Consider the following 17,796-nt stretch of genomic DNA (forward strand, 5'->3'; position numbering starts at 1 on the left):
TATTTCAATAGTTACTCGTATAGAGGTTTTTTCTATCTTATAATGTTTTATTTACAGGTAAAAACTCTTCCCGAATCGATTCACGTTTGTCGAGCATAATTTGCGTTGGCTTAATTCCTTGTTCCATGAGAACATCTATATTTTGTCTTAAAAATTCGTCACTACCAACTACATAAAAAACACCATCTTTATCTTCTGCTAATTGTTTCACTGCTTCATAGTATGTTGGGCGATTATCAACGAAAGAGGCAGTGAAGTTTTTTTCCTTATTCGTTTCGAAAATAGACGGAAATAAATAATCTTTCGTCGAATCAATATTCAATGAATGAACATGTGTAATATCATCTTGTTGGTCAAAATAATGTAAGACGAGTGGTCTAAATGTTGCAAGACCGACACCAGATGAAAGTAAATAAATATTTTTATTTTCACGTCTTAATGGTACATTACAATGTGTTTTAAAAAGAGCAACTTCATCGCCGATTTTATGTTCTTTTAAAAATGCTTTGTATTCAGAACACTGTTCTTTTATTCGTGTAGTAATGCCGATGGAGTTTTCATCAGGTAATGTACTAATCGACATATGACGAACGAGTCCGCGATTCGGTTTTTCTCCTTCATTAAATCCTTTTAATCCCATATGTGTAAAGGAACCTTCTTCCCATGTAAATCCTTCAGGTAATTGTAAATAAAATGTTTTAACTTCAGGTGTCTCGTCGATGATTTTATGAATTTTTGTCCAATGTATTTGCATGGCACATTCCTCCAATATTTTAATTATCCGACTCTCTATTACTCACTATACATTAATTGATAATCATTATCAATTAAATGGTTTATATGCGGATAGAATAAAGGGAGGAAATATATAATTTTTTCAGGATTCTATTATAGATTTTATAAAATTTCTAGCCATATTTTTGTTGCAGTTGCTAGGATAAGGATGGCTAGCATCCATTCTAATATTTTTGTGTTCGTCTTTTGTCCAATTTTCGCTCCGAGTGGGGCAGCGATGAGACTAGCGATAATCATAATGAGAGCTGGTCCATATAAAATTTGTCCAGTAATAATTTTTCCAAATGTAGCACCGATAGACGAAATAAAAGTAATGGCTAAACTCGTTGCAATCGTTACACGTGTTGGAATTTTTAAGATGACGAGCATGATTGGAACTAGAATAAATGCACCTGCAGCACCGACGATCCCCGCTGCTGTACCAGTTATAAACGCTAAAGTAGCGGCTAGGGGACCATTGAATTTCAATGTACTCCCACGTACAAAAGGCACTTCCTTTTTAGGCATAAACATCATGACCACAGCAACTGTTGCTAATATAGCATAAATAATATTTATTTGAAGTTCTGTTAAAAACTTTGACCCGTAGCCACCGAGTAAACTACCTAATAAAATACCACTACCCATATAGAGAATTAGTTTTTTGTGTAAATAACCACTATTTTTATATGCGAATACACCTGCAAGCGTGGCGAAAAATACTTGAATTGCACTTATACCTGCCACTTCATGTGCAGTAAATGTCATAAGCCCAAAATAGGCTGGAATATATAATAACATCGGATACTTAATGATAGAGCCACCGATTCCAATCATTCCGGAGATGAAGGAACCGATGAATCCGATAAGAAAGATAACGACGATAAAAGAAAAAGTCATTATTTCATTACTGTACTAATGCCATTATATCCGGAAAGTACGTTGATAACATTGTTATAACCTAATTTTTTTAGTGCACTGATTGCAATCGCTGAGCGAACACCTGACTGACAGTGAACGTAAAGCGGTGTTTCTTTTGGAAATGGAATCGTGCTATTTAATAGGTGACCATAATGAATATGTGTTGCTTTTTGTACATTGGCGACTTTATGTTCTGCTGTTGTTCGAACGTCGAGTATATTTATTTCTTTGTATATTTCTTTAAATTGTTCTGGTGTAATATGTTCATATGCGTCATCGAAAATGGCTTCTGCCTCTTGGATAGGAATAATACGTTCTAATTGATCGAACCCAATCGATGCGAGGTCTTTTTGAATTTCTACTGCATCAGCAGGGTTCGCAATGACGGTCATCGGTACATCATATTGAACGAACCAACCAGCATATTGTACAAATGTATCATTGTACGGAATATTAATCGACCCGTTTTTGAATCCTTTAGCAAAATCTTCTTTCGTTCGTAAGTCTAAAATTTGTCCAGTAAATTTTTCAGGTATACCGATATCGAGTTCTTTCACTTCAAATAATGGGAGCCCAATTTTATTTACTTTTTTCATTTGTGCAAAATATAATGGTGGTTCAGGTTGGTCACTCGTTAATTCGTCTATGAATCTTTTGCGGTCTTTTATTTGGAATGCCCAGTTATTATGGCGTTCATATCCTAATGTTGATAATGGCACAGCACCGAGCGATTTCCCACATGCACTACCAGCACCATGTCCTGGCCAAATTTGTAAAAAGTCAGGAAAATCATTTAGTTTTTGAATGGAATCAAACATGGCGTTTGCACCTTCTTCTGTCGTACCTTCCATTTTCGCTGCTTCCTCTAATAAATCAGGTCGGCCAATATCCCCAACGAAAATAAAATCCCCAGTAAACATCCCCATCGGTTCGGAACTACCGCCACCATGATCCGTTAGAATAAAGGATATACTTTCCGGGGTATGTCCTGGTGTATGCATTACTTTTAGCTCGACATGCCCAATATGAATGGAGTCACCATCTTTTAAGAATACTGTGTCAGAAGGCATATTTTTATATTTCCAGTTTTCATCTCCTTCATCTGAGATGAATAATGTTGCCCCAAATCGGCGTGCGGCATCGCGTAAACCAGAAGCAAAGTCTGCATGAATATGCGTTTCTGTTGCATGTGTAATTGTAAATCCTTCACGCTTTGCTACTTCTTCATATTCATCCAGTACTCGCTTCGGGTCAATAATAATTGCTTCATTTGTTTTTTGACAACCTACCATATAAGATGTTTGTGCTAGTTTTTGATCGTAAAATTGTTGGAAAAACATTGTATCTACTCCTTTAATTTTTATATAAATAAATTTAAATTACTATGTTCTGTATCACCTAAATAAGAACCGACACCACCAATTTCTACAGATGGTAAAAGCTCATGACGATCGATCGCCATTACGTCCATACTCATCGTACATGCGACAATTTTGACTCCAAGCTCTTCTGCTTTATGAATCATTTCTGTCAATGCATCTACTTTTTTGTTTTTCATTACTTTTTGAATCATTTTTGGTCCAAGTCCGAACATATTCATTTTAGAAATCGGCAAATTTTCCGGAGAGTTCGGCATCATTTTGCTAAACACTTTATCTAAACCAGACTTCTTAATCTTTGGTGCGTGTGGATTTTTAATAATATTTAATCCCCAAAATGTAAAGAACATCGTAACTTCTTTCCCCAGCGATTTCGCACCAGTAGCGATAATAAAAGAAGCGAGTGCCTTATCTAAATCACCACTGAAAACGACCATAGTGGCACCGTCTTTCGTTTCAACAAGTGGCTGTGATGTTGATTGTTGCTGATTTTTTTGCAAAATGACGACGACTTTATCTGTTTGTTGTTCATTTTTTAGCACGGTATGGCCCGTTTTCTTAGCCCAAGCTTCAATATCAGCACAGAATCCAAAATCTGTTACCGTTATTTCCATCTGTTCGCCTATAGATAAAGTATTCATGACCTCATTTACTTTTAATAATGGGCCAGGGCATTGTAGACCACTTGCTTCAATTTTTATTCGGTTTGGATCAATTTGTGTTGACACTTCATTTTGTACGTATTTCCCTGCATAAGCTTCTATCCCGCCAGTTAAATTGATTGCATCATATCCACAGCTAGTTAAAAAGTCGGCAGCTTGTTTACTCCGATTCCCACTTCTGCAATACACATAAATCGTCTTGTTTTTCGGGATATCTTCTAATCTATCAGGAATATCATGGACCGAAATTAATGTACTATTAGCAAGATGTTTTAATTCATATTCAAAATCCTCCCTTACATCTAAAAGATAGATATTTTTTGCCATCAACGGTTCAATGTCATTGATGTGCATGTCATTTGTCGTTTTACTCATTGAATTCTCCCTTTCTATTATACCTATAGGGGTATAATAACCTACTAAGACACATTTGTCAAATACATAGGGGGGTATAATGGAGTTTGAGTTAATTTTTATAAATCGTAGTTATCCTATGGTAAATATCGAAATATACTTTATAATGAAAATATATACATTTTATAGGCGATACTTTATTGGCTATTTAGGAGGAAATAACAATCATGACAATGCAAAAGACGTTAACACTAGCTGGTTCAGATTCTAGTGGTGGAGCAGGAATTCAAGCAGATCTAAAAACATTCCAGGAGCATCATGTATATGGGATGACTGCATTAACATCTATCGTAACGATGGATCCAAATAATAATTGGGCACATGGAGTCACACCTATTGATGTACATGTTGTGGAGCAACAATTAAACACAATTTTATCAGTTGGAATCGATGCGATGAAAACAGGTATGCTCGGTTCTGTAGAAATAATTGAAGTAGGAGCAAAAAAAATAGACGAATATGAAATTGGACATGTCGTCATTGACCCTGTGATGGTATGTAAAGGGGAAGACGAAGTGTTACAACCTGAAAATACGGTTGCAATGCGTGAATTATTATTACCACGTGCTACGATCGTTACACCTAATTTATTTGAAGCTGGGCAACTCGCCGAAACAGGATCAATTCGAACGATTGATGAGATGAAAAATGCGGCAGAAAAAATTATTGCATTAGGTACACAAAATGTCGTAATTAAAGGTGGCGTTGGTGTGGAGGATGACCAAGCAGTCGACCTATTTTATGATGGGAAAGAATTTGTATTATTAACATCAGACAAACTTGATACGACGTTCAATCACGGAGCTGGTTGTACTTTTGCAGCAGCAATTACAGCAAACCTTGCAAAAGGTAAAACTGTAAAAGAATCAGTCGAACAAGCGAAACAATTCGTAACAGCAGCAATTAAGCACGGTTGGAAATTGAATGAATATGTTGGACCTGTTCGTCATGGTGCAATAAATGAATTTGAAGAAGTAGGAAAGTAAGCATAAAAATGACAGAAAAGCGATATAATTCGTTTCTCTGTCATTTTTTATTTGGAGAAAAAGCTTATATCGCATATTAACCAGACGGGTATTTGTACCATATCTAAAAAAGTGTAGAAAATTTTATTGACAACTATATCGTTTGACGATATACTTAATTTAGTGTATCGGTTGACGATATAACGTTAGATGATATAAGGGGCGATAAAGTGAAAACACCGTTAACAGAAGGGGTATACTATATTTTATTATCACTATATGAACCGAGGCATGGCTATGGCATCATGCAATATGTTTCGAACATTAGTAATGGGCGTGTCGAACTTGGGGCTGGAACATTATATGGTGCACTAAAATCCTTAGTTGAAAAAAAGTGGATTGAACAATTGGATGGAGACGGAAGAAGAAAGGAATATATCATTACCGAATTAGGCGAAAAGGCGGTCCATCTTGAAATTTCTCGTTTAGAGGAACTATATCATAATGGTCGGACGATTATAAAAGGAGGGAAAGAAAGTGACATTAGTTAAATATCGGTTTATGTTAGATTATGAGAAGGAAGAACGTTGGATTAATGAAATGAGTGCACAAGGTTGGCATTTGAAAAAGTTTTGCCTCGGTCGATTTGTTTTTGAAAGAGAAGAACAAGTAGAATATACTTATCGAAATGAGTATGTTATCGATATGAAAAAGGTAGAGAAAGAAGAATATAAATCTTTATTGGAAGATAGTGGGGCCGAAATTGTTCATGAATCTTTCGGATGGATATATGTCCGAAAATTAGCGAGTGAAGGACCATTTGAAATATTTTCAGATAGTGCATCAAAAATTACATATTACAACAAAGTCCAAAACATAATCATGACATTATTCGGGATTAATATTTTCATGTTTTTTCTAAATGCTATTTTATTTAGCCAACATGATCCATTTAATGGCCTTAATTTTACTGTTGGAATCATCAATGGTATTGTTGCGCTCGTATTATTAATTCCAATAAAGCATATTAAGCGATCCAAAAAAGAATTAGAACGAGAGCAATTATTTTATGAATAATGGAGCGCGATAGGAGGAATTCCTCCTATCACGGAAAAATTTTATATTTGTTTCATCAATGTACCGACAAATTTTTCTAAATATGTTTCATCGATTTTGTCGAATCGATTATAATTTGGGCTGTCTATATCAAGAACCCCAATGACTTCATCATTTTTAATCATTGGAATAACAATTTCTGATTTACTTTGTGGATCACATGCAATATGTCCAGGGAATTCATGAACATTTTCAATGAGCATCGTTATTTTTTGTTCAACGGCTGTACCGCAAACACCGCGTCCAGATGGAATACGGATACATGCTGGTAGTCCTTGGAAAGGTCCTAAAACTAATTCATTTTCTTTCCATAAATAAAACCCAACCCAATTAATGTCATCTAAAAATTGATTTAATAATGCAGAAGCATTCGATAAGTTCGCAATCATATCTTGTTCTCCAGTGATGAGAGCCTCTAATTGTTGAGTAACTGTTTCATAATTTTCTTCGCGCGTGCCTGTATATAAAGTTTGTGCAAACATACATCATACTCCTATCCATCTTATTTTCTTAATCATATCAAAATTGAACAAAACAATACATTGTTACGTTTGTAACTACATATAAAAAACGCCTGTATACTCCATACAGGCGTTTATCTTTGAAACTCATCTCATGGAGTTTCTCTCATTTGTGGCGAAGAATCATGTGTTCACATTCACATATCAAGCATTCTTCGACTTACACAAAGCAGCTCATCGCTCGATTATTATACCATGAAATGATAGGAATTACGATTATTCTTTTAACTCTTTTCCCATTCCTTTTAGAAAATGAAGCCCGAAACCTACTGCACGATTAATATCAGGATCATTTAAAGACCGCATTAAATCAAAGAGTTTTATCTTTTGTTCGGTGTCTACAAACTCATGGCCTTCTTTTAGTCCGGAAACAACCCCATGAACGACATTTTTTGTTTGATCTGGGTCAGCTTCCATCATTGCGCCTGTTGCTCCAATAATTGTATTTAAAAGGTTTGTAACAGGTTCCTTTGTCACTTGTTCGAGCCCAATTTTAGCGATATCTTCTTTTGCTAATAACATTGCTTTCAATGCATCTAATGCACCAATTGTCCTTAGTTCTCCAACAATATCTAATAATTGATCTAAACTTTCTTCATTATTTGCAAATTTTTCTTTTAAATTGTCTAATTTTGCATCGATTTGTTGTTCTTTCGTTAATGTAGGTCGACGAATTTCGCGAATCGGTTCTGCCATGGAAAAATACCCTCCTTAATTTTTTGTCGTTAAATGAACATAACCGGGACGATTCCATTTACGTTCTACTTCGACCCCTTTTTGTGGGTTCCGTTTTTTATTTCGATGATTCGTTTTAGGAAGTGGAGATGCTCCATTTTTCGATAATACTTCCATTTTTACTTTCGTTTGTTTATATGCAGGTGTGTTTGTTCGGCCATCATAAATTGGTCCCGTTAAAAAGTTAATGGCAGACTCTTTGCTTACAGAGTTCATTGGTAAAAATAATTCGTTCTTTTGCACGCGGTCTGTTACGAGTGCAGGTAATCGAACAGTTCCAAATGGTGATGTAAGACGGACGATTGCACCAGATGAAAATTCACGTTCCTTCGCAAGTTGTGGCGATACTTCCACAAAGATTTCAGGTACTTTTTCTTGAATTCCATCAGATTTGTTTGTTAAGTTACCTTCATGAAAATGTTCTAACATCCGGCCATTATTAATATGCAAGTCGAACTCATCTTCAAAATCATGTGGTTCTACCCAGTGTGATAATGCAAAACGTGCTTTTTTATCGGAAAAATTAAAGCCGTCTTTATATAATAACGGAGTGTGTTTTCCGTCAAGGCTTCCCCATAAAAAGCTTCCCCAATCTTCTAAAATATTATAGTTTGCTTGGGAAAAAATAGGTGAAAGTGATGCCATCTCGTCGAAAATATCACTTGGATGTGCATAGTTCCAATTTGCACCTAAATGGTTAGCAATTTCTTGTAAGATCCACCAATCTGGTTTTGCATCACCCAATGTAGGCATTACTTGATAAAGTCTTTGCACACGTCGTTCTGTATTTGTAAAGGTTCCTTCTTTTTCTAATGATGGAGCGGCAGGTAAGATAACGTCTGCGTATTGTGCTGTGCGAGAGAAAAAGACATCTTGTACGACAAAGAAATCTAGTTTTGATAATATTTTATCGACGTGATTTGCATCGGCGTCTACTAATGCCATATCTTCACCCATTAAATACATTGCATGCATTTTTCCTTCATCGATGGAGCGAAGCATTTGAATGTTGTCTAATCCAGGTTTGTCATCAATTTTCACACTGTATGCTTGCTCGAATTTTTCACGAGCATGATTTTCTGTTACATGTTGATACCCTGGTAGCCATGCTGGAAGTGTACCCATATCACATGCTCCTTGTACGTTATTATGTCCACGTAGTGGGTAAGAACCGGCACCTTCACGTCGATAGTTTCCTGTTGCAAGCAATAGATTTGAAATTGCCGCAGATGTGTCAGAACCACCTGTATTTTGTGTAACACCCATTCCCCATAAGATGCATGTGCCATCAGCATCACGGATCATTTCCGATATTTCAATTAATGTAGCCTCGGGAATGCCTGTTTGCTCTTCGGCATATTGTAATGTATATGTTTCTAGTAATTCTTTTAATTCATCAAAATAATGTACGTTTTCTTGAATAAATTCGTTGTCATGCCATCCTTGTTGTATCATATAATTCGTTATCGCCATGATCCATACTTGGTCTGTTCCTTGTTTTGGTCGAATAAAGACATCTGAACGTTCGGCCATTTCATTTTTTCTTAAATCTGATACGATCAACTTTTGACCGTGTAATTTGTTCGCACGTTTTACACGTGTCGCTAAAACAGGGTGTGCTTCTGCAGGATTCGCACCAATTATGATGACAAGACCTGCTTTTGCTATGTCTTTAATCGTTCCGGCATCGCCCCCCATCCCAACTGTTCGCATTAATCCATCTGTTGCAGGGGATTGACAATAACGAGAACAATTATCGACATTATTCGTTTCAAATAGTTGGCGGGCAAGTTTTTGCATGAGGTAGTTTTCTTCGTTTGTCACTTTGGAAGAGGAAATAAAACCAACACCATCTTTTCCGTGTTTTTCTTTCACTTCACGAAGCTTTTTGGCAACGAGAGATAATGCTTCCTCCCAGCTCGCTTCTTCAAAGGCACCGTTTTTCCGAATGAGTGGGGTAGTAATTCTTTCTTCTGAGTTCACAAAATCCCATCCAAATTTTCCTTTTACACATGTAGATACCGCATTTACTGGTCCTTCACTTGGCTGTACTTTTAAAATTTCTCTTCCTTTTGTCCATACTTCAAACGTACATCCCACTCCGCAAAACGTACATACTGTTTTCGTTTTCTTCGTACGTGTTTCCCGCATTTTCGCTTCTGCATCTGATACGGCCATAATGCTACTATATCCTGGTTCCACATCTTTCACGAGGTCGATCATCGGATTTAGCATATCTGGTTTTAAACCAGTCATAAAACCAGCATTACCGAGCATTGATTTTTCCATTAAAGCATTACAAGGACAGACAGACACACATTGTCCACAGCTAACGCAAGATGATTCGTTGATTGACACACCTTCATCCCATATGACACGGGGACGATCTGCTTCCCAATCAATAGATAGTGTCTCATTTACTTGTAAACTTTGACATACTTCTACACAACGTCCACAAGCAATACATTGGTTTGGATCATATCGATAGAAAGGGTGTGACATGTCTACTTCGCTTTCATCGACTTTTGGTGTGTAAGGATATTTTTGATGTTCAATTCCCATTTCCTTTACCGTATTATGTAATGTACAATCCCCATTGTTATTGTCACAAACCGTACAATATAATGAATGGTTTTCTAAAATACGATCCATCGCTTCTGTTTGCGCAACTTTAGCACTGTTTGATTGTAATTGTATGTTCATATTTTTCGTTAATGGGGTAGAACATGCTCGTACAAGCTCTCCATCCACTTCGACGATACATGTATCACAAGTTTGTACAGGATCTACTAATGGATTATAACAAACTTGTGGGTGAGCAATTTTTTCTTTGTTTAATAGTTGAATTATCGTTTTTTCATCAGTTACTTCATAAGTTTGATCGTTTATTTTTACCGAAAAAGCAGTTTCTGACATGGTGTAGCCTCCTTTTATAATGAAAAAATCCACTACAAAATTATCCTTCCTCGAAAGCATTCAAATGGATAAAGGTGTAGTGGAGTAGTTTTAGAGCAGGTCGTGTTTTTAATTACAGTTCATATGACTGACAGTGTAAACTATCAACCATCTTTCTCATATTTTACCATGCTCAATCAGAAGATTCAATATGATAAAACGGGTTAGAAGTTGCAAGAATCCGGGTCAAAGTTGCAAGAATACAGGTCAAAGTTGCAAGAATACGTGCCAAAGTTGCAAGAATACGTGCCGAAGTTGCAAGAATGCAGGTCAAAGTTGCAAGAATACGTGCCGAAGTTGCAAGAATGCAGGCCGAAGTTGCAAGAATGCAGGCCGAAGTTGCAAGAATGCAGGCCGAAGTTGCAAGAATGCAGGTCAAAGTTGCAAGAATCCGGGTCAAAGTTGCAAGAATACGTGCTGAAGTTGCAAGAATACGTGCCGAAGTTGCAAGAATCCACCCGAAAGTCGCAAACCCCCCCAAAGCTCCCCAACCAAATCCAAAAGAACATCAAAAAAACGATCAGAACGACTATGTAGTTTTTAGCATAGTGTTCCTGATCGTTTGTAGTTTAATTATTTATCTAGCATCCATGCAGGTTTACCGAAGCCTTCGAACTCTTCGTCGATAACAGCTTCAAATTCATCTGACTCGATTACATCAATGATATCAAGTGCAAATTGTTTATTCGCATCTTCTGCCTTTACTGCAACAATATTTCTAAATTGGTCCGGCATATCTTCTAACGCAATCGCGTCCATTAAATCCATATTTGCTGCAATCGCAAAGTTTCCTGGAACTGCTGCTATATCAGCATCATCGACAGAACGTGGTAATTGACCGGCTTCAATTGGTAAAAACTCTAAATTTTTGTCGTTTTTTGTAATATCTTTTTCAGAAGCTTTTAATGGTTCAACATCTCCATCAATTTCAATTAACCCTAAATCTTCAAATGTAATTAATGTTCTTGCAGCATTAACTGGATCGTTCGGAATTGTAACAGTTGCACCATCTTCAATGTCTTCTACTGATTCATATTTGTTCGAGAAAAGTCCTAATGGAGCAGTCGGTACAACGATTAAATCTTTTAAATCCATATCATTTTCTTCCGCGAAGTTTTCTAAGTAAATTACATGTTGGAATAGGTTTGCATCAATTGATCCGTCATTTAACGCATTGTTCGGTTGTACATAATCACTAAACTCTGTTAATTTCACTTCATACCCTTTTTCTTCTAGGCCAGGAATAATCGCTTTTGTTAACATATCACTGTAAGGACCAGCTGTTGCACCGAAGTGTAATTCCTTTGTTTCATCTACATTGGAAGATCCATTTCCGTCATTATTGCTACCACATGCAGCTAAAATAGCGACGATACTTACTAAAACAATTGTAAAAATCCACTTTTTCATTTTATTTCCCCCTAATAATTAACTTTTATCCACTGCTTTTGCAGCTTTATCTCCAATCCATTGGAAAATTTGTACTAATAGTAATAAAATTACGACCGTTAAAATCATAATCGTATTATCATATCGATAGTAACCAAATCGAATTGCTAAATCACCGATACCTCCACCACCAACGAAACCAGCCATTGCAGAATAAGCAACTAAACTAATTACGGTTAATGTGATACCTTGGATAATACTAGATTTTGCTTCTGGAATTAATACATCTTTAATAATCATCCAAGGTGTTGCACCAACTGCGATTGCTGCTTCAATTACTCCCTTATCAATTTCACGAAGCGATGTTTCCACAATACGTGCAAAGAATGGGATCGCTGCAACAGATAAAGCGACACTTGCAGCAGTAGGCCCAATCGAGTTACCGACGACTAACTTTGTAAATGGTGTGATAGCTACCATTAAAATAATGAACGGGATGGAACGAATGACGTTTACAACAAACCCGAGGACGGACTTTATCGGTTTATTTTCGAGAAATAGTCCTTTATCCGTGACGAATAAAATAATCCCTAATGGTAATCCGATGATGAGCGCAACGAGTAGGGCAATTCCTATCATATAAATCGTTTCTCCAAATGCTTGCGTCATTTCGGGTAACAATTCCATGATGCGATCCATATCAAATAGCATCACGAATCACCTCCACATCTACTAGTTGTGATGACATATAATCGATTGCTTTACCAATTTCAGTATTGTCACCTTTCATTTCCATAACGAACATTCCAAGTGGACGTTCTTGAATATATTCAATTAATCCGTGTAAGAAATTACCTTTTACATCAAATGTTTGAATCATATCAGAAATGACGCTTTCCCCAGCAACTTCTCCACGGAACGTAATTTTAACAATTTGTCCAGTACATTTTTGTAACATTTCTTCTGGTACGTCGATATTTACGACATCTTTAATGAATGTTTTCGTTAATTCATTTTTCGGTGTAGAAAAAATGTCATATACGTTTCCGGATTCAACAACTGATCCATCTTGCATAATCGCCATACGGTCACAAATTTCTTTCACGACATTCATTTCATGAGTAATTAATACGATCGTTATATTTAACTCACGGTTTATTTTTTTTAGTAATTTTAAAATGGATGACGTCGTATTCGGATCGAGAGCAGAAGTAGCTTCGTCACAAAGTAATACAGATGGATCATTCGCCAGTGCACGAGCAATACCGACACGTTGTTTTTGACCACCACTTAGTTGTGCAGGGAAGACATCCTTTTTATCTGCTAAATCTACCATATTTAAAAGTTCTTCGACACGTTTATCAATATCTTTTGCTGGTGTGGCTGCTGCCCGTAGAGCGAATGAGATGTTTTCGGCAACTGTTTTTTGGCTAATTAAATGGAAATGTTGGAAAATCATGCCGATTTTTAAACGTGCTTTACGTAAGTTGTTTGCATCCAAAGACATTAAATCAAGCCCGTCAACTAATATTCGTCCGTCTGTAGGTCTTTCTAGTAAGTTAATGCAGCGTAATAAAGAACTTTTACCTGCCCCAGAATATCCGACAATACCGAAGATTTCTCCTTCGTTAATCGTTAAAGATACATTGTCGACCCCAATGACATCTCTATCCTTCGTTTGATACACTTTTGTTAAATTTTCAATTTGAATCATTGCTAGTCTCCTTTTGCAAAAACATAAAAAAACTTCTTTCACAAATATGAAAGAAGAACTGTTAATTTTCAGCTTATCTTTCAGAAATTTGTACGTTCTGAAGGAATTGGCACCTTCCATAATGGGGTTGCCGGACGTCATAGGGCCTTGTCCCTCGGTCACTCTTGATAAGTTATCGACTTATATAATTGTGAAATTTCATATCATTCAAACTAACATATCTAATGATAGCTACTTTCATTTACTTTGTCAATAATTACTGAAAATTTCTTTCTTTTCGAATTTATATTCTTTATACTTATTGTAGAATGATAGAAATGAAATGAGGAATATTAATATGAAATTATCGAATCGATTACAGAATTTGCCAGCACATTTTTTCTCGCAATTAACAAGAAATGTTCAACAAGCTGTTAGTGAAGGGAGAGATGTTATTAATTTAGGTAGAGGAAATCCTGATAAACCAACTCCGCCACATATCGTAAAGGCATTACAAGATGCAGTAGAAGATCCAGAAACACATGGCTATGCACCATTTCGAGGTACGACGGAATTAAAAGAAGCGATAGCGATATTTTATAAACGTGAATATGGGGTAAATCTAGATCCGGAAACAGAGGTTGCCATTTTATTCGGTTCGAAAGCGGGAGTTGTTGAATTACCATTGGCGATCATGGATTCGGGAGAAGTTCTCTTACTTCCAGACCCAGGTTATCCAGATTATTTATCTGGTGTTGGTCTGGCAGATATACGGTTCGAAACGATGCCATTATTAGAAGAAAATAACTATTATCCTAACTATGATGAAATAGCTGACGATATTAAACGAGATGCAACATTAATGTATTTAAATTATCCAAGTAATCCGACGAGTGCGATAGCTGATGAGCCATTTTTTAATGAGACAGTTCAATTCGCGAAAAAAAATAATATTGCGGTTATGCATGATTTTGCTTATGGTGGGATCGGATTTGATGGAAAAAAACCGGTAAGTTTTTTACAAGCAGAAGGGGCGAAAGATGTCGGAGTGGAAATGTATACGATGTCGAAAACATTCAATATGGCTGGATGGCGTGTCGGATTTGCTTTAGGAAATAAAGAGATTGTCGGTGCAATTAATTTATTACAAGATCATATGTTTATTAATCAATTCCCAGCTGTTCAACGTGCAGCTGCAAAGGCATTATTAGGGGAGCAAACGGCGGCGAAAGACATAGTCGCATTATATGAACATCGTCGTAATGTGTTTATCGAAGCTTGTAAAAAGATCGGGTGGAAAGTCGAAGCACCAAAAGCGTCTTTTTTCGCTTGGTTAAAGGTTCCAAATGGACATACGAGTGAATCATTTACGGATTTGTTGTTGAATGAAGCAAATATTGCTGTTGCTCCAGGTATTGCTTTTGGGGCACATGGAGAAGGGTATGTACGAATTGGGTTATTGGAGGAAGAAAATCGTTTACGTGAAGCGGTAGAACGGATAGGGAAACTGGACTTATTTTAATATAGGTCCAGTTTTTCTACGGATAAAATTCATTTGAAAGAGAGGGGGAGCGGTATGAAAGTAATTGATTTAACAGTGACATTGAACGAAAAAATGGACGTTTATCCTGGAGATCCAGCAGTTACGATTGAAAAAGTCCATACATATGGCAAAAATGGCTGGGAATTAAGGAAGTTAACATTAGGTACGCATACTGGCACACATGTCGATGCGTTTTCGCATATGCATAAAGGAAAAGCAAATTTAGATGAAATGCCGATCGAACGATTTTTTGGAGAAGCACAAGTAGTTCAAATAGATGCACAATGGCCGAGGGAGATAGGCTTATTCTTTACTGCACCATTGGACGAAACATATATAGATAAATTATTGCACGCAAAACCTTCCTTTGTCGGTGGAGAAATGACGGAACGATTAGAAAGAATGTTATTAGCGAACGATATTATTACCTATACAGACCTAATCAATTTAGAAAAAATTCCATTCCATCAAACATTTACATTTTATGGACTACCTTTAAAAATAGAAAAAGGGGACGGATCACCAGTCCGCGCGATCGCTATATTATAAAGGCAATCATTAGCATAGCCGGAGAAGACGGGGAGGATCATTCCTCGTCTTTTTTTATCATTTTTCTTGCTTCAACTTACAAATTGGAACAAATAGAGAAATTTATACAATATAAAGTTAAATAATGGATGATCTAAAAGAGAATTTTTAATGATGTATGAAAAAAATCAAACTTTTTATATAAGTGATCGTCTAATATATAGCAGGTGAAGGGGGAGTCCATTGGAGAAAATTACAAAAAAAGCTATTGCCGGAGATAAAGAGGCATTTATATTGCTTATTGATACAGTAAAAGCTGATATTTATCGCACAGCATTTAGTTACATGAAAACAGAAGAGCTTGCATTAGAAGTAGTACAAGAAGTTACATATCGCGCATTGATTAATATCCATTCAATACGACAACCTGCCTATATTAAAACGTGGTTTATTCGAATTACGATTAATTATTGTAATGATTTAATACGGGAACGAAAAAAAGTGCTGCAATTAGAAGAAACGATGATACCATCAGCTTATGAGAAAGACTTTCTATTATTAGAGATGGAAGAACTATTAGAAAAATTATCTAATCAAGAAAGAGAATGGATAGTTTTAAAATATATTCACGGCATATCTTTTAAAGAAATGGCTGAAGTGTTTCGTACGAATGAAAATACGATGAAAACAAGAGTATATAAAACTTTAGATAAACTACGTCATTTGGCAAAGAAAGGGGAAGTGTAAATGAAACATGAAGATGTAGAAAAGCAACTCGAAAATTATAAAAACAAAATAGAAAACATTTCCATCCCCGAGAAATTGTTAGATGAAGCGATAGAAAAAGGTATGAAGCAACATAAGGAGAGCAAAGTTTCTAAGAAAAAACGCCGTTATTATTTACCAAAATGGACATGGGCAGCTATCATTATTCTTCTTGCTGGATGCGTATGGACAGTTTATTTGATTGATCCAGTATTTTTACGTGGAAATCCTAGTTGGGAATCGGCAATGCAAAATGAATATTATCATGAAATAAATTATACAGAGAAAAAGGAAGGCATTAACTTTACATTACATGGAGTAATGATGGATGAAAAAAACATTGTATCTTTTATAACGATTGAAACAGAAAATAAAGTGGATTATGCCTCCATTGGAAAGATACAATTATTTGATCAACAGGGGAAAGAACTGATTTTTAATGGAAGTTATGGGCCAATAGATGACGATGATGGTACGAAGAAAAAACGTTTTCGTCATACAGTCGATGCACAAATATCATCAGAAGATACGTTGAAAAATGGCTTGCGTATAGAAATGGATGTGCACGTACAAGAAGAGGGGGTGGATGAGAATGTGGAAACATTTTCGGTACCAATTGAGGTTGAGCAGATTAAGTTAGCAAAGAAACAGCAATATGAAGTAAATGAAACAATTGAGATAGACGGTCAAAAAATAACGATTGAAAAAATAGTCATGTATCCAACAAGGGCGGAAGTACATATCGTGTTAGATTCGACTAATACAAAAGATATATTGGATTATACGAATTTACAATTAGAAGATGGAAAAGGGAAGATATGGGGGAAAGTTTCAAATGGCGTAGTAAACATGATGGATGAGAAAGAGCCACATAAAGATATTTTATATTTAGAGAGTAGCTATTTTGAAGTACCAGAACAATTATTTATGACATTGAGCAAAGTGCAAGCAGTGAATAAAAATGAAAGAGAAATTATTTACTCAATGGATGAAGGAAAAATTATTCAAGCGCCTGATAATGGTAAATTAATTGAATCAGTTTTTGTGGAAGATAAATCATTAGTATTTGCTATAAATACTCCATCAGAGGAAGATTTTCCATTTGGAATGTTCAGTCATGTGCTAGATGAGCAAGGGAAGGAATTGGAGTTATATTCTAGTTTCAATTCTATAAGAAATGGAAAAGGATATTATGGGGTAGAATTTAAAGATATTGATACACTAAAAGGGAATATTTACATTCCAGTGCAATATTACCCGACATTTTTAGAGGCGGAAAAAGAAATCAAACTACAAATAAAATAGTGCCAAAACAGTGATTAGTATATCTTATAAAAAGTGAGTCCAATAAAATACGCACCCTCTAAAGTAATAAACTACATGTAGAGGGTGCTTTTTATAGTGTACACACCGATTTGAAAAAAACGATAGCAACA

General features: G+C 36.0%; 18 protein-coding genes and 1 riboswitch. Of the genes, 8 read left to right on the forward strand and 10 right to left on the reverse strand.

From position 1 onward, the window contains the following. Nucleotides 1–37 precede the first annotated feature (37 nt). From SPD45_RS12735 to SPD45_RS12750, 4 genes are all read right to left on the reverse strand, one after another. Nucleotides 38–754, reverse strand: coding sequence for an FAD-dependent oxidoreductase (locus SPD45_RS12735; protein WP_336268156.1), 717 nt, complete (start codon nucleotides 752–754; stop codon nucleotides 38–40). Between the two features lie 143 nt (nucleotides 755–897). Next, nucleotides 898–1,674, reverse strand: a complete 777-nt coding sequence (locus SPD45_RS12740) for a sulfite exporter TauE/SafE family protein (RefSeq protein WP_336268157.1) — start codon at nucleotides 1,672–1,674, stop codon at nucleotides 898–900. Further along, nucleotides 1,674–3,035, reverse strand: coding sequence for an MBL fold metallo-hydrolase (locus tag SPD45_RS12745; protein ID WP_336268158.1), 1,362 nt, complete (start codon nucleotides 3,033–3,035; stop codon nucleotides 1,674–1,676). Before SPD45_RS12745 ends, SPD45_RS12740 begins: the two co-directional genes overlap by 1 nt. 20 nt (nucleotides 3,036–3,055) lie before the next feature. After that, nucleotides 3,056–4,111 carry a DsrE/DsrF/DrsH-like family protein gene (locus SPD45_RS12750; protein ID WP_336268159.1) on the reverse strand — a complete coding sequence of 352 codons (1,056 nt, stop codon included), beginning with the start codon at nucleotides 4,109–4,111 and terminating at the stop codon, nucleotides 3,056–3,058. A 206-nt stretch (nucleotides 4,112–4,317) separates the two neighbouring features. Here SPD45_RS12750 and pdxK point away from each other — a divergent pair, with 206 nt between their 5' ends. From pdxK to SPD45_RS12765, 3 genes are all read left to right on the forward strand, one after another. After that, nucleotides 4,318–5,136 (forward strand): pyridoxine/pyridoxal/pyridoxamine kinase, encoded by an 819-nt coding sequence (gene pdxK, locus SPD45_RS12755; protein ID WP_336268160.1) that lies wholly within the window; start codon nucleotides 4,318–4,320, stop codon nucleotides 5,134–5,136. A gap of 209 nt (nucleotides 5,137–5,345) precedes the next feature. Further along, entirely contained in the window at nucleotides 5,346–5,666 is a 321-nt protein-coding gene (locus SPD45_RS12760) for a PadR family transcriptional regulator (protein ID WP_336268161.1), read from the forward strand. Continuing rightward, nucleotides 5,653–6,192: a DUF2812 domain-containing protein gene (locus tag SPD45_RS12765; RefSeq protein WP_336268162.1), complete on the forward strand. Its 540-nt coding sequence runs from the start codon at nucleotides 5,653–5,655 to the stop codon at nucleotides 6,190–6,192. Before SPD45_RS12760 ends, SPD45_RS12765 begins: the two co-directional genes overlap by 14 nt. A 41-nt stretch (nucleotides 6,193–6,233) precedes the next feature. Here the strand turns inward: SPD45_RS12765 and SPD45_RS12770 are convergent, their stop codons facing one another. From SPD45_RS12770 to fdhF, 3 genes are all read right to left on the reverse strand, one after another. Then, nucleotides 6,234–6,713 carry a GAF domain-containing protein gene (locus tag SPD45_RS12770; RefSeq protein ID WP_336268163.1) on the reverse strand — a complete coding sequence of 160 codons (480 nt, stop codon included), beginning with the start codon at nucleotides 6,711–6,713 and terminating at the stop codon, nucleotides 6,234–6,236. Between the two features lie 255 nt (nucleotides 6,714–6,968). Next, on the reverse strand, nucleotides 6,969–7,448 hold the full coding sequence (locus SPD45_RS12775; RefSeq protein WP_336268164.1) for a DUF1641 domain-containing protein: 480 nt from the start codon (nucleotides 7,446–7,448) through the stop codon (nucleotides 6,969–6,971). Between the two features lie 15 nt (nucleotides 7,449–7,463). Then, the gene (gene fdhF, locus SPD45_RS12780) at nucleotides 7,464–10,403 is read right to left on the reverse strand and encodes a formate dehydrogenase subunit alpha (RefSeq protein ID WP_336268165.1); all 2,940 of its coding nucleotides are present in this window, start codon (nucleotides 10,401–10,403) and stop codon (nucleotides 7,464–7,466) included. Nucleotides 10,404–10,613: 210 nt separating this feature from the next. Here fdhF and SPD45_RS12785 point away from each other — a divergent pair, with 210 nt between their 5' ends. Next, the gene (locus tag SPD45_RS12785; RefSeq protein ID WP_336268166.1) at nucleotides 10,614–10,979 is read left to right on the forward strand and encodes a hypothetical protein; all 366 of its coding nucleotides are present in this window, start codon (nucleotides 10,614–10,616) and stop codon (nucleotides 10,977–10,979) included. Nucleotides 10,980–11,015: 36 nt separating this feature from the next. Here the strand turns inward: SPD45_RS12785 and SPD45_RS12790 are convergent, their stop codons facing one another. The 3 genes from SPD45_RS12790 to SPD45_RS12800 are packed head-to-tail and all read right to left on the reverse strand — an operon-like array spanning nucleotide 11,016 to nucleotide 13,545. Next, nucleotides 11,016–11,852 (reverse strand): MetQ/NlpA family ABC transporter substrate-binding protein, encoded by an 837-nt coding sequence (locus SPD45_RS12790; protein WP_336268167.1) that lies wholly within the window; start codon nucleotides 11,850–11,852, stop codon nucleotides 11,016–11,018. An 18-nt stretch (nucleotides 11,853–11,870) separates the two neighbouring features. Beyond that, on the reverse strand, nucleotides 11,871–12,542 hold the full coding sequence (locus SPD45_RS12795; RefSeq protein WP_336268173.1) for a methionine ABC transporter permease: 672 nt from the start codon (nucleotides 12,540–12,542) through the stop codon (nucleotides 11,871–11,873). Further along, nucleotides 12,532–13,545 (reverse strand): methionine ABC transporter ATP-binding protein, encoded by a 1,014-nt coding sequence (locus tag SPD45_RS12800; RefSeq protein WP_336268168.1) that lies wholly within the window; start codon nucleotides 13,543–13,545, stop codon nucleotides 12,532–12,534. The genes SPD45_RS12795 and SPD45_RS12800 overlap by 11 nt, the downstream gene beginning before the upstream one ends. Nucleotides 13,546–13,615: 70 nt before the next feature. Beyond that, nucleotides 13,616–13,719, reverse strand: a riboswitch (SAM riboswitch). A gap of 163 nt (nucleotides 13,720–13,882) precedes the next feature. Between SPD45_RS12800 and SPD45_RS12805 the strand changes: the two genes are divergently transcribed. From SPD45_RS12805 to SPD45_RS12820, 4 genes are all read left to right on the forward strand, one after another. After that, nucleotides 13,883–15,046: a pyridoxal phosphate-dependent aminotransferase gene (locus tag SPD45_RS12805; RefSeq protein WP_336268169.1), complete on the forward strand. Its 1,164-nt coding sequence runs from the start codon at nucleotides 13,883–13,885 to the stop codon at nucleotides 15,044–15,046. A gap of 54 nt (nucleotides 15,047–15,100) precedes the next feature. Next, nucleotides 15,101–15,616 carry a cyclase family protein gene (locus SPD45_RS12810; protein ID WP_336268170.1) on the forward strand — a complete coding sequence of 172 codons (516 nt, stop codon included), beginning with the start codon at nucleotides 15,101–15,103 and terminating at the stop codon, nucleotides 15,614–15,616. A 222-nt stretch (nucleotides 15,617–15,838) separates the two neighbouring features. After that, the gene (locus tag SPD45_RS12815) at nucleotides 15,839–16,342 is read left to right on the forward strand and encodes a sigma-70 family RNA polymerase sigma factor (protein ID WP_336268171.1); all 504 of its coding nucleotides are present in this window, start codon (nucleotides 15,839–15,841) and stop codon (nucleotides 16,340–16,342) included. Then, the gene (locus SPD45_RS12820) at nucleotides 16,343–17,665 is read left to right on the forward strand and encodes a DUF4179 domain-containing protein (RefSeq protein ID WP_336268172.1); all 1,323 of its coding nucleotides are present in this window, start codon (nucleotides 16,343–16,345) and stop codon (nucleotides 17,663–17,665) included. Nucleotides 17,666–17,796: the final 131 nt, after the last annotated feature.

It is taken from the genome of Pseudogracilibacillus sp. SO10305 (assembly GCF_037072005.1).
Lineage (GTDB): Bacteria > Bacillota > Bacilli > Bacillales > Amphibacillaceae > Pseudogracilibacillus > Pseudogracilibacillus intestinigallinarum.

What these genes read in the sequence shown, in the direction of transcription:
- SPD45_RS12735 (WP_336268156.1), bottom strand. Translation starts at nt 754, where the DNA reads ATGCAAATACATTGGACAAAAATTCATAAAATCATCGACGAGACACCT.
- SPD45_RS12740 (WP_336268157.1), bottom strand. Translation starts at nt 1,674, where the DNA reads ATGACTTTTTCTTTTATCGTCGTTATCTTTCTTATCGGATTCATCGGT.
- SPD45_RS12745 (WP_336268158.1), bottom strand. Translation starts at nt 3,035, where the DNA reads ATGTTTTTCCAACAATTTTACGATCAAAAACTAGCACAAACATCTTAT.
- SPD45_RS12750 (WP_336268159.1), bottom strand. Translation starts at nt 4,111, where the DNA reads ATGAGTAAAACGACAAATGACATGCACATCAATGACATTGAACCGTTG.
- pdxK (WP_336268160.1), top strand. Translation starts at nt 4,318, where the DNA reads ATGACAATGCAAAAGACGTTAACACTAGCTGGTTCAGATTCTAGTGGT.
- SPD45_RS12770 (WP_336268163.1), bottom strand. Translation starts at nt 6,713, where the DNA reads ATGTTTGCACAAACTTTATATACAGGCACGCGCGAAGAAAATTATGAA.
- SPD45_RS12775 (WP_336268164.1), bottom strand. Translation starts at nt 7,448, where the DNA reads ATGGCAGAACCGATTCGCGAAATTCGTCGACCTACATTAACGAAAGAA.
- fdhF (WP_336268165.1), bottom strand. Translation starts at nt 10,403, where the DNA reads ATGTCAGAAACTGCTTTTTCGGTAAAAATAAACGATCAAACTTATGAA.
- SPD45_RS12790 (WP_336268167.1), bottom strand. Translation starts at nt 11,852, where the DNA reads ATGAAAAAGTGGATTTTTACAATTGTTTTAGTAAGTATCGTCGCTATT.
- SPD45_RS12795 (WP_336268173.1), bottom strand. Translation starts at nt 12,542, where the DNA reads ATGCTATTTGATATGGATCGCATCATGGAATTGTTACCCGAAATGACG.
- SPD45_RS12800 (WP_336268168.1), bottom strand. Translation starts at nt 13,545, where the DNA reads ATGATTCAAATTGAAAATTTAACAAAAGTGTATCAAACGAAGGATAGA.
- SPD45_RS12805 (WP_336268169.1), top strand. Translation starts at nt 13,883, where the DNA reads ATGAAATTATCGAATCGATTACAGAATTTGCCAGCACATTTTTTCTCG.
- SPD45_RS12810 (WP_336268170.1), top strand. Translation starts at nt 15,101, where the DNA reads ATGAAAGTAATTGATTTAACAGTGACATTGAACGAAAAAATGGACGTT.
- SPD45_RS12820 (WP_336268172.1), top strand. Translation starts at nt 16,343, where the DNA reads ATGAAACATGAAGATGTAGAAAAGCAACTCGAAAATTATAAAAACAAA.